General features: G+C 71.3%; 6 protein-coding genes and 1 pseudogene. 4 read left to right on the top strand and 3 right to left on the bottom strand.

Going from position 1 to position 12,242, the window contains the following annotated elements; translation table 11 throughout:
• Both ACIQOV_RS08045 and ACIQOV_RS08050 read left to right on the top strand, forming a co-directional pair.
• The coding region (locus ACIQOV_RS08045; RefSeq protein ID WP_401046182.1) for a TIM-barrel domain-containing protein at positions 1-2,824 on the top strand (2,824 nt) is incomplete at its 5' end.
• Between the two features lie 260 nt (positions 2,825-3,084).
• Positions 3,085-3,843, top strand: coding sequence for a DeoR/GlpR family DNA-binding transcription regulator (locus tag ACIQOV_RS08050; RefSeq protein ID WP_401046183.1), 759 nt, complete (start codon positions 3,085-3,087; stop codon positions 3,841-3,843).
• A gap of 701 nt (positions 3,844-4,544) precedes the next feature.
• Here ACIQOV_RS08050 and ACIQOV_RS08055 read toward each other — a convergent pair.
• Positions 4,545-5,717 (bottom strand): M20 family metallopeptidase, encoded by a 1,173-nt coding sequence (locus ACIQOV_RS08055; RefSeq protein WP_401046185.1) that lies wholly within the window; start codon positions 5,715-5,717, stop codon positions 4,545-4,547.
• Between the two features lie 50 nt (positions 5,718-5,767).
• Positions 5,768-7,330, bottom strand: coding sequence for an AbgT family transporter (locus ACIQOV_RS08060; RefSeq protein ID WP_401046188.1), 1,563 nt, complete (start codon positions 7,328-7,330; stop codon positions 5,768-5,770).
• 116 nt (positions 7,331-7,446) lie between these two features.
• Here ACIQOV_RS08060 and ACIQOV_RS08065 point away from each other — a divergent pair, with 116 nt between their 5' ends.
• Positions 7,447-8,475: an Lrp/AsnC ligand binding domain-containing protein gene (locus ACIQOV_RS08065; RefSeq protein ID WP_401046190.1), complete on the top strand. Its 1,029-nt coding sequence runs from the start codon at positions 7,447-7,449 to the stop codon at positions 8,473-8,475.
• Positions 8,476-8,622: 147 nt separating this feature from the next.
• A pseudogene (locus tag ACIQOV_RS08070) lies at positions 8,623-9,102 on the top strand (IclR family transcriptional regulator); the annotation flags it as partial.
• A gap of 515 nt (positions 9,103-9,617) precedes the next feature.
• Here ACIQOV_RS08070 and ACIQOV_RS08075 read toward each other — a convergent pair.
• Complete coding sequence (locus tag ACIQOV_RS08075) at positions 9,618-12,047, bottom strand: hypothetical protein (protein WP_401046193.1); 2,430 nt, start codon at positions 12,045-12,047, stop codon at positions 9,618-9,620.
• Positions 12,048-12,242 lie beyond the last annotated feature (195 nt).

Raw genomic sequence — 12,242 nt, forward strand, 5'->3', positions numbered from 1 at the left:
CCCCATGCCTCCATCGAGCGGCACCGTCAGAAGTCGGCTGACCCGCGCGGTCAGCCGCGTCCTCCGCCATCGCCCCCTGCCCGCCGCCGTGGTGGTGGCCGTCCTGTCCACGGTCCTGGTCGGCGTGGCTCCCGGTGCGACGGCCGCATCGAGCACCGCCGGCCGGATCACCCGCTTCAGCCATACCGGTGCGACCGCGACCATCGCCACATCCTCCGGCGCGGCGGTGCGGGTGGTGTTCGTCCGCGCAGACATCTTCCGGATCCAGCTCGCGCCCGACGGCAGGTTCACCGACCCGGCGGGCGCCGACATCGCCCTGAACACCTCGTTCGGCACCCCCACCGTCCACACCGCCGACCGCGGTGCCTCCTACGAGATCGCCACCGGCTCGGTCACCCTGCGGGCCGCCAAGAAGTCGCTGGCCTTCGCCGCCTACCGGCCCGACGGCACGCTCCTGTGGCAGGAGTCCTCGCCGACCTCCTGGACCGGAACCCAGACCACCCAGCACCTCGCCCGCGGCGCGACCGAGCAGTTCTACGGCACCGGCCTGCGACTGGGCCCGTGGGCACTGCGGGACATGACGGTGCCGATCTCGGTCGACAACACCTGGAAGCGGAACACCAACGCCAGCCCGGCGCCCTTCTACATGTCCTCCAACGGCTACGGCGTGCTGCGCAACACCTGGGCACCCGGCTCGTACGCGTTCACCGACCCGGTCGCCACGACCGAGAACGAGAACCGCTTCGACGCGTACTACTTCGTCGCCGACTCGCTCAAGGGCGTGCTGGGCGCCTACACCGACGTGACCGGCAAGCCGTTCCTGGCCCCGATGTGGGGACTCGAACTGGGCAACGCCGACTGCTTCAACGCCTCCAACCCCGCCTACAACGGCGACCACACCCGGGCCCGCCACCAGACCACGCCCGACGTGGTCGGTTACGCGCGGGACGCCCGGAACGCGGACATGCCCTCCGGCTGGATCCTGCCCAACGACGGCTACGGCTGCGGCTACACCGACCTCAAGCAGACCGTCGGCGACCTCCAGGGGCTCGGCTTCCACACCGGCCTGTGGACCTCGACCGGCCTGAGCGACATCGCCACCGAGGTCGGCGCGGACGGTTCGCGCGGCGTCAAGACCGACGTGGCCTGGATCGGCGGCGGCTACAAGTACGCCTTCGACGGGGTCAACCAGGCCGTGGCCGGGATCGAGAAGAACTCGGACGCCCGCCGCTTCGTGTGGACCGTCGACGGCTGGGCCGGCACCCAGCGCAACGCCGTCGTCTGGACCGGCGACACCAACGGCGACTGGCCCACCATGGACTGGACCGTCCCCGCGGTCGTCGGCGCCGGCCTGTCCGGCCTCAACTACGCCTCCGGCGACGTGGACGGCATCTTCGGCGGCAGCCCGGAGACCTACACCCGCGACCTCCAGTGGAAGGCCTTCACCCCGGCGTTCATGACGATGTCCGGCTGGGGGGCCACCAACCCGCAGGCGGGCTACCAGGACAAGCAGCCCTGGCGGTTCTCCGAGCCGTACCTGTCCGCCAACCGCAAGGCCCTGCAGACCAAGATGCGGCTGATGCCGTACATGTACACCATGAGCCAGGCCGCCAGCGCCACCGGTGTGCCCTCGACCCGCGCCCTGGTGCTCGAATACCCGAACGACCCGGTGGCGCAGGGCAACGCGACCTCCGGCGAGTTCATGGCCGGCGACTCCTTCCTGGTCGCGCCGATGACCTCCAGCGGTACCACCCGGGACGGCATCTACCTGCCCGCCGGGACGTGGACCGACTACTGGACCGGCAAGGTCTACCAGGGCCCGACCACGCTCAACGGCTACGCCGCACCGCTCGACGAGACGCCGGTGTTCGTCAAGGGCGGCGGCATCGTCCCGATGTGGCCGCAGATGAACTACTCCGGCGAGAAGCCGGTCTCCACGCTCACCTACGACCTGTACCCGGCCGGGAAGTCGCAGTTCGGCCTGTACGAGGACGACGGCGCGACGCGCGCCTACCAGAGCGGTGCCTCGGCGAGGCAGCAGGTCACCGTGGACGCGCCGAACTCCGGCACCGGTACCGTCACCGTGAACGTCGGTGCGAGCGTGGGCTCCTACGCAGGCAAGCCGGACAGCCGCGGCTACGAGCTCAACGTCCACCTCGCCGGCGCGCCCACCACCGTGTCCCTCGGCTCCACGTCGCTGGCCCAGGTCTCCTCCAAGGCGGCGTACGACGCCGCGGAGACCGGCTGGTACTTCGACCCCGCCGACCGGGGCGGCGTCCTGTGGGTCAAGGCCGGCAACCGGTCCGGGGCGTTCACCGTCACCCTGGCCGGCGCCACCCTGCCCACTCCCGCCACCGACGCCGGCGGCTCGCCCGTCCTGGACAGGACCACCTGGAAGCTGATCTCCGCGGACAGCCAGGAGACCTCCGCCGAGAACAGTGCCGCCGCCAACGCCATCGACGGCGACACCGGCACCATCTGGCACACCGCCTGGTCCTCCGGCACCCCGGCCCCGCTGCCGCACGAGATCCGGATCGACCTCGGCGCCCGCTACGCCGTCGACTCCTTCCGCTACCTGCCCCGCCAGGACGGCGGCGCCAACGGTCGCATCGGACAGTACGAGGTCTACGTGTCCGACTCGCCCACGTCCTGGGGCACCCCGGCGGCCACCGGCACCTGGGCGGACACCGCGTCACCGAAGACGACGTCCTTCCCCGCCGTGTCCGGCCGGTACCTGAGGCTCCGCGCCCTGAGCGAAGCCGGCGACCGCGGCCCGTGGACCAGTGCCGCGGAACTCGGCGCGACCGGAGTACCGGCGCCGTAGGCGCCCCACTCCGTGCGCGGGCGCACCGGATCCACGGTGCGCTCGCGCACGGCTGCCGTCCGGCGGTCCGGCGGCCCCTTCGGGTCCGCACGCTCTTCGGCTGCGGCCTCCCTCTCGCGGCTCCGCCCGTGCGCACAATTGATCAGTGCATGGCATGCCGAGCGGTTTCGCGCGCTCCGCCGCCACCTCGGCTGACGAGCGGCGATGCCGGAAACCGCGGAGTCCGGGCGGCAGGTTCAGGCCGGAGCTACACTCCGTTCATGCTCAAAGCTGATCGCGCCGCCCGGATCCTGTCCCATGTCGCCACGGCCGGGAGTGTCGATGTGCACGCACTGGCCGAACTGCTCGGAGTCTCGGGCGCGACCGTACGCCGAGACCTCCAGGAGCTGCACGACCAGGGACTGCTGCACCGCACCCGCGGCGGGGCGGTGACCGGGGCGGTCAACCTCGAACTCCCGCTCCGGCACCGCAGCGGAAAGCAGCAGGAGGAGAAGCGCAGGATCGCCCGCCTCGCGGCCGAACTCGTCCCGGAGGCCGCCGTGGTGGGCCTCACCGGCGGCACCACCACCACCGAACTCGCCCGCATCCTGGCAGAACGCGGTGGAATGACCGTGGTGACCAACGCCGTGAACATCGCGGCGGAGCTGATCGTGCGCCCCGAGGTCCGGCTGGTGGTGATCGGCGGCATCGCCCGCTCGGCCAGCTACGAACTGGTCGGGCCCGCGGCCGACCGGATGCTCTCCCAGTACCACGTCGACATCGCCTTCATCGGTGTCGACGGCCTGACCGCCCAGGAGGGCTGCACCACCCACGACGAGATGGAGGCGCAGACCGACCGCGCTTTCCTGCGTTGCAGCACCCGGTCGATCGTCCTCGCCGACAGCACCAAGATCGGCCGGGTCACCTTCGCCTCGATCTGCCCGCTCTCGGACGTGCACGAGCTGGTGACCGACGACGGCCTCACGGACGCCCAGGAGAAGGCCGTCGCGGACTGTGGCGTGAAGGTGCACCGGGCCTGACCCGGATCTCACGGAGCCCCACCGGACCGGGGCCACAGCGCCCGGGCACGCTGGCTCATGTGCTTCTGCTTCTTGAACGCGGTGACCCTGGTCCGAGGATTGCCGTTGGCCGGGCGTGGCGGCAGAGCGTGCGGGGCGGTGCGCGAGGCACGTCAGAACCAGCCGGCGAGGACACGCTCAAGACGACATACCGTCCGCATCCAGTGGGGTAGTCGACCCTGATCCGCCCGAACCACCCCGTCTGGCCAGGGGCGATGCACGACGGGCCGCGACGGCCGGCCGGAAGGACCCTGCTGAAGGGTCGACAGATTACCGTTACTCGCGGTGACGCAGGCAGTGTCGGGGCCTGGGGACCATTAGGGGACCGGTTTGGGACCGCGCCTGGTGAGCGCCCATGAGCGCCCATGAGCCCCCATGGGCGCTGGGGTCAAGGGGTCGCAGGTTCAAATCCTGTCGTCCCGACCAGCGTTTTCGCAGGTCGGAATGAGTCGCTGAGGACCGAAGGCGTCGAGGGCTGTGTCGGCGAAGGGGCGGAGGTCGTTGATGTGCCGGTGGCCGCGACCTGGTCGATCACGCCGGCCAAGCGGGGGTTACGGAACCTCGTGACGGCGGTTCGTGGAGCCGGACAACGCAGTCCACAGGGCTGCCCACCGCGCCGGACAGGGCGTCGGTGGACAGCCGGCGGACCGCAGGGCCGCTGTTCAGCGGTGCAGGGGTTCGGCCAGTCGTCCCAGCAGGCCCGCGATCAGGGCTGTCTGCGCGGGGACCGTGTCGGGGTAGATGAACTCGCCCTGGGCATGGGCGCCGTCGCCGACCGCACCCATGCCGCACAGTACCGGCAGGCCGAGGGCGGCGACGAAGTTGGCGTCGCTGGCGCCGCCGACGGCGGCGGCGGGCAGTCCGTCGCGGCCCTGCTCGCGGGCGACTTCGCGGGCGAGGCCGAGGAGCGGGGCGGAGGCGGCGTTGAGGGTCATCGGGGGCCGGTTCCAGGCGTGGTCGATGTCGATCCGGACGCGCGGGTCGCTGACCTTGATGGCCTCCAGCTCCGTGTCCACGCGCTCCCGTTCGGCCTCGCTGCTGACCCGGATGTCGACGCTCGCCGTGGCCTGCCCGGCGACGACGTTGGCGGCGGAGCCGCCCGTGATGAGCCCGGGGTTGATCGTCGTGCCCCTGTCGGGGGCGGCGACGGCGGCGGCGGCGACCACGAACTCGGACAGCGCGGTGATGGCGCTGGCCCCGTCCTCGGGCGCGAGCCCGGCGTGCGCCTCGACGCCGCTGGCGGTGACGCGGAAGGTCCCGTTGCCCTTGCGGGCGGTCTTGACCGCGCCGTGCGCGCTCGGCTCCAGCACCAGCGTCACGTCGGCGTGGTGCGCGACCTCCTCGATCACCGGGCGCGAGGACCGGGAGCCGACCTCCTCGTCGCCGTTGAAGACGAAGGTGACCGTGGGCACCGGGACGCCGTACTCCCGGGCGAGCTTGAGGGCCCAGATGCCCTGGGCCAGGCCGGTCTTCATGTCGAAGATGCCCGGCCCGCTGAGCCTCTCCCGGCCGTCCGAGTCGGACGGCGCCCAGCCGGCGAGGGTGCCGGTGGGCCACACGGTGTCGTAGTGGCCGACCAGTGCGACGTGCCCGGGGCCGGTGCCGGGGTAGGTCAGGGTGAGGGTGTCTCCGCGCTCGCCACCGCGGTGGCGGTGCTCCTCGCCGGGCAGCCCGAGCCGGTGGACGGCCAGATCGTGCAGGAGGTCCCGACCGGCCGCCAGGCCGGCCAGGTCGTAGCTGCTGGTTTCCTGGCCGACGAGGGTCATGATGTCGGTGACGATCTCCGAGGAGACCTCGTGGGCGCGGTCGGTGAGGGCAACTGTGGCGGGGTTCATGATCGACTTTCTCGTGCGGACGGATCGGGTCGAAACGGTGGACGGGCGGCTCAGCCGATGCCGAAGGGGATGCCGAGCAGGTACCAGGCGAGGAAGAAGGCGACCCAGGCGACCCAGGCGACGGCGGCCACCGGGAGGGTGAAGGAGGCGAGGGTGCCGATGCCGGCGTCCTTGCGGTACTGCCGCAGGTAGGCGACGGCCATCATGAAGAACGGGCTCATCGGCGTGATGCACTTGGTGACCGAGTCGGCGACCCGGTACATGGCCTGGGTGGCCTCCGGGTGGACGCCGACGAGCATCAGCATCGGCACCAGGACCGGGGCGACCAGCGCCCACAGTGCGGAGCCGCTGGTGACCAGCAGGTTCATCACCGCGATCAGCACGGCCACACCGAGCAGCACGAGCCAGCCGCTGAGATGCAGGTCGCGCAGGGTCTCGGCGCCCTTGACGGCGAGGATGTCGCCCAGCTTCGTCCACTTGAAGTAGGCGAGGAACTGGGACATCGCGAAGAACAGGACGATGGTCGGTGCCATCGACTTGGTGCCGTCGGCCATCGCGGCCATCACGTCGGGGGTGCCGCGGAAGGTGCCGGCGAGTCGGCCGTAGATCCAGCCGATCACGGCGAAGAACACCCCGAGGACCATCGCCATGCCGCTGAACACCGGCGAGTCGAGGATGCCGCCGTGGTCGCCGCGCAGCGGCGAGTGGGTCGGGATCATCGCCGCGACCAGGAGCGCGGCGAGGCCCAGCGCGACCAGTCCGGCCCCGCGCAGCGCGCTGCGCTGCCGCGCGGTCGCCTCGATCTGCTGTGCCTCCGCCTTCTCGGCGATCGGCGCGGCGGCCACCGGCTCGTCGGGCTCCAGGTCCGAGCGCCGCACGAGGACCGTCTCGACGACGACCGTGATCACGAACGCCATGAGGGCGGACGACGCGAGCCCGAACCAGTAGTTCGACACCGGGGTCACCACCGCGTGCGGGTCGATGACGTGGGTGGCGGCCGTGGACATCGACGACAGCAGCACATCGGTCGTGGTGAGGACCGGGGAGGCGTTGAAGCCCGCGGAGACCGACACGTAGGCGACGACGCAGCCGAGGACCGGACTGCGGCCGGCGGCCCGGTACAGCGCCGCGCCGAGCGGGATCAGGGTCACGTACGCGGCGTCGCCGGCGACGTGGCTGACCATCGCGGTCAGCGCCAGCGCGAAGGTCAGGTAGCGGCCCGACGCCCGCGCGACCAGGCGCCGTAGAAGTGTCTCGAACAGCCCGCTCTTCTCGGCGACGACGATGCCGAACATCACGATGAGGACCGTCGACAGCGGCGGGAAGTTCGCGAAGTTCTCGACGGCGTGTCCGACGACGAGGTTGAACCCGTCCGCGCTGAGCAGGCTCTGCACCTCGATGGTCTTGTGCGTCCCCGGGAGCACGGCGCCGACGTGCTCGGCGGCCAGGACGGCGCTGAGTACGGCGACGACTGCCGCGAGGCCCCAGAACAGCCAGAACGGGTCGGGCAGCCGGTTGCCGGCCTTCTCGATCGCCGCCATCGCGCGGTTCATGGCGCGCATGGATGGCGAGCCGGGCTCGGTCTCCCGCGACTCGGTCGTGGTGGCACTCATGGCTACCCTTTCGGCACTGCTGAGGGACGTTTTCGCAAACAATGGCATCCAAGTGAGAGATTTGCTAGATCTTCTCTGTCACGATGGGATCAACTGGCAGTCTAAGGTACGGAAACATGACTGGGCCTCTCCTCGACGAGCTCGACCGGCGCCTGATCGGGGCGCTGCACGTAGCCCCCCGGGCCACCTGGGACGACATCGGCGCGATCCTGTCCGCCGACGCCGGCACCCTCAAACGCCGCTACGATCGGCTGCACAAGGCCCGCATGGTGCGCGTGGTCGGCCAGGCCGACTGGGGCCTGCACTCCACGGCGATGCCGGTCCACGTCTTCCTGGACACCACCGGCGAAACCCCGCTGGCGGTCCTGGAGCGGCTCCGTGACCTCCCCCACGTCCAGCGGCTGGCGCAGATCTCCGGCGACTACCCCCTCTACGCCGTGATTCACGCCCCGTCCGAGGCGGCCACCAGCGAGGCGATCGACCGGCTTTTCTCGATCCCCGGTGTCCGCCGCGTCAACGCCCTGCCCGCGCTCAGCACCCTGCGCCGGGGCGCCACCTGGGACCCGCAGTTCCTCACCGACGCCGAGCGCGCCGGCCTGCTGGAACTCGCCGGGGTCGGCCCGGAGGGCACCGCGACGGCCAACCCGCCCGCCAAGCCCCTCAGTGATGCCGAGCGCAGCGTCGTCACGCAACTGATCCAGGACGGCCGGGCCTCCGCCGCGAGCATCGCCCGCGCCGCCGCCCTGCCCACCTCCACCGCACACCGGGTGGTGCGCCGGGTCCTGGACGAGCGCTGGGTCAAACCGCGCCTGGAGATCGTGTCGGAATGGCTCGGCTTCCGGACCCCGTTCATGCTCCGCCTGCGGGTCGCCCCCGGTGGGACCCCCGAGGTCATGCGGCGCCTCGACCAGCTGCCCCAGACCCGCCTCGCCGTACACGTCGCCAGCGACCTGTCCGTCCTGTGCACCGGCCTGGTCACCGACCGCTCCGCCCTGGCGGCCTTCATCGACGAGGAGCTCGCCGAGATCCCGGGCATCCTGGCGGTCAGCGTCTACGTGACGCTCGCCGAACCGCGCCGCTACTGGCTGGACCGGGACCTCGCCTCCGGCGCCCTCGGCACCTTCCACGCGCCCACGCTGCTCTGAACGGGCCTTCGGGGGCGGGTCGTCCGGGGATTCCCGTATTTCCTTCCGTCGGCCTGATTCCCGCTGACCGTCGCCCCCTCCCGCCCGGAGCCTCCGCGAGCGCAACCCGCCTGTCGCTCGCGGGGCTTGAGACTGTAGTACCCCATCATGAAAAGCACGAGCGGCGTCGGCGTGCTCGACAAGGCCACCTCGATCCTCGGCGCCTTGGAGGCCGGCCCCGCCGGACTGGTCGCCGCCGCCGGCCCGGCCCTGACCCACCTGCGTGATGTCACCGGTGGGAGCGCTCAGCTCTCCCGCCGCCAGGGCGAGAATCGCATCTGCGCGGCCGCCGCCGAGCGGCTTTCCGGCCTTCGCGGCGCTGTCCCCGTCGGCACGACCCTGCCCATGAAAGCCGGCGCTGCCGCGCAGATCCTGCTCGCGTGGGAGGAGGCCGAGCGCCTCCACCGTGGCCTGCAGGGCGCCCGCTTCACCGCCACCGCGCTCAGCGGCGTGCGGCGCCGCGGCTGGGCCCGGTCCATCGGCGAACGCGAGAAGATCAATTGTCGGACAGGCCTTATGAGCCACCGGGCGGGTACGAGAGTCTCCGTACCGGCCCGGCGGGATGGAGGGCGGGTCGCTCAGGCGATAGGTGCCAGGACTGGGAGTTCGCGCTGCTGGGCGCCTTGGCCGTCGCGGTCGCGCCGGTGGCGATCCCCGTGCTGTCGAGGGCCAGGCCGGTCTGAGGGGAGCTGCTCTGGATGTGCCGCGGTCTCCGGGGCGGCGGGCAGCGGTGGTGCACGACGACGCGCGATCGGTGTCAACCGCCGCTCGTGTCGTCGTCGTTCGCTGTCGATCGGCTCCGGTCGGCCCCATGCCCGATCGACCGGGCCTCCGCCCCCATCGACAGGCGCCGCTGGCGCTCATCCAGATGCGGCATGATCGCCTCGAACTTGGCCTGAAGCAAAGTCTGTTGCCCTCGCGATGTCCTCATGGCACACCAACGAGCCAGAACCCCGGAAGCTACAGGTTACTTCTCTGCAAGCCCTGAGCCAGGGTCCCCGGCCACAGGCCGCCTCCGTTCGAGCGCTGAGCCGGTGGCCCGTCGAGCTCCGAGGAGCGCGACGGGCCACCGAGCCGACCGTGCCAGGAGGTGACGGTCCTGCCTAGAGGTGGCCGGCCGCTGCGGGGCTACCGGTCAGCGCCAGGGTGCTGTCCAGTTGCTGCCAGGTTCCGGACGGTCCGGTGCCGATCCGGTACCACTGCCACAGGGTGTTGTCGGTGGCGCGGGCGTAGAGGTTGACCCGGGTGCCCACCTGTGTCGCGGTCGGGGCACCGACGACGGCGCGGCCGAGGTCGTACCAGGAGGGCGACCAGCCGCCTGCGGCGGTCCAGCTGAGCTGGCCGACACTGTTGTTGGGCGCCAGAGCGGCGAACACCTCGATCTGGCCGGGGCCGCCGCTGACCGCTGTCGGCGACGAGGAGAGCGTGCCGCCGTGGCTGGTCCAGCCCGTCCACTCACCGTTGACGTAGCTCTTCTGCCACAGCGCGTTGTCGGTGCCGCGGGCGAAGACGTCGATCCGGTTGAGCGAGGCCACCGCCGTGGGGGCGCCGACGATGGTGGTCGAGTCGGGTGCGTCCAGGTACGCCCAACTGCTGGTCCAGTTGACGCCGTAGTAGTAGGCCGGAAGGTCGTTCGCGCCGGGCGTCTGCTGGAAGGTCTTCTGGTACACCTTGCCGTCGGCGTCGCGGATGAACACGTCGATGCGGTCACGTCCGAGGCTCGCCGCGGTGGGGCTGGCGGTGAGGGTGCCGCCGAGGCTGGTCCAGCTGCCCCAGGCGCCGTTCTTGTAGGTGTTCTGCCACAGCGCGTTGTCCGCGCCCCGGACGAACACGTCGGTGCCGCCCGGGCTGGAGACGACGGCGGGCTCGCCCTTGATCGATCCGGGGCCGGTGGAGCCGGCGGTGCCCAGCGCCAGGGTCTGCCAGGCCGACCAGGTGCTGCCGTTCCAGGTCTTCTGGCTCACGCCCGACGCGGTCGGAACGAGGACCGTCTCCGGCTTCTGTTCGGTGGCGCCGGTGAGCTTGAGCATCACGGACTGGTGGGGGGCCAGGGTGAAGTTCTGCGAGCCGGTCGAGCTGACGGTGCCCAGGCTCGCGCCGGTGTAGAGGTTCTGCACCGAGGCGGTGCCGTTCAGGCCGAGGTTCTGCGTGGTGAACGAGTAGTGCTGAGAGGTGCTGCTGCGGTTCACCAGTAGGACGGCCCGGGTGCCGGAGGCCGCAAGCTGCTTGGACCAGACCTGGACGCTGCCGTTGTCCAGGACCTTCTGCCCCTGGTGGACGGCGCTGTCCTGGTCGACGGCGATCACGGACTCGTTGCCGACGATGGCCGCGGTCGCCGCGGTCAGGTTGGGGGTGTCGGTGGCCAGCACGAGCGGCGCGCCCTGGATGGCCCACATCCCGAAGTAGGACTGCTGCTCGTCCGGGGTGAGACCCCAGAGGGGGCCGGACGTGCCGTGGGTCTGCTGCTGCCCGGTGCTCGGGTTGTTGCCGAAGCCGGGCCCGATCAGCAGGTAGTCCGGGTCGTTGTACTGGCCGGCGGCTTCGCTGCTGGGGTGGTCGTTCAGGTTGAAACTCTCGGAGACCTGAGCCCAGTTGATCCACGTCGAGCCGCCGTTGGACGTCGTCCCGTAGCCGGCGTTGCCGGTGATGTCGCGCCCGTTGCGCCAGGTGCGGGCCGCCGAACCACCCCACATCCACGGGCCGTCCGGAGCGCCCGAGCCCCACTCGCAGATCTCCAGCGCCAGGGGGTGCGCCACCCCGGTGGAGGTCTTCGCGTTGGCCGTCAGGCCGCCCCAGGCCTTGTAGTCCGCCATGACCGTGCTGTAGCCGGACGGGATGCCGCCGCAGTGGTCGACCTTCACCCAGTCGAAGTCCCAGTCCGCGAACGTGGTCACGTCCTTGGCCTCGTTGCCGCCGCTGCCGTGCTGGCCACCGCAGCCGGCGGCACCGGTGTCGGTGTACATGCCCGCCTGCAGGCCGAGGGCGTGCACGTAGTCGGTGAGGTCCTTCATGGTGTTCAACGCGCGCGTGGGGACGGTGGTGCCGTTGGACAGCGTGACGGCCTTGGTCCGGGCGCCGGTCAGGAAGCCGGGCCTGGGGACCATGACGCCGTTGGCGTCGCGCCCGGTGCCGCTCTGGGTCCACCAGCCGCCGTCGAGGCTGACGCCACGGTAGCCGAGGTCGGCGAGGCTCTTGTGCAGGCCGGAGCCGTTGAGCCCGAGGTTCGCGTTGGGCGTCGCGAGTCCGGCCGCCTGGTCGGCGATGTCCTGTGCGGAGTAGTCGTTGTTGTAGAAGTACCAGGAGTTCCAGCCCATCGGCGGCGCCGTTGTGCCGTTCGCGCCGGGCGGGACCACCGCCTCGGCAGGGGTCGGGGTGCTGACGGCCGTCACCGTCAGTGTTCCGGTGACGATCATCGTGGCACTCAGCGCCGTGGCGAGGCGCCGCCGGCGCGGGCGGGCGGGCGGCGCGGACGGCTGCGCGGAACCGACCGCCGTCGGGTCCGGACGGCCCGACGGTGCGGAAGCGAGGGACATCGAGAGCTCCAAGGTGGGGAGATCGCGCGGGGTGGGGGAGGTGGGCGATGGTGCTGTGGGCCCGCCCTTCGGACGAAGGGCGGGCCGGTTCGGGGGCTACGCGGGCAGTCCGACCGCCCGCTCGCGGTTGCGGCGCTGCTGGATGACGACGGCGGCGACCAGCAGGGAGCCCTGGGCGACGTTCTGCCAGAAGGC

Source organism: Kitasatospora sp. NPDC091257 (assembly GCF_044757675.1).
GTDB lineage: Bacteria > Actinomycetota > Actinomycetes > Streptomycetales > Streptomycetaceae > Kitasatospora > Kitasatospora lactacystinica.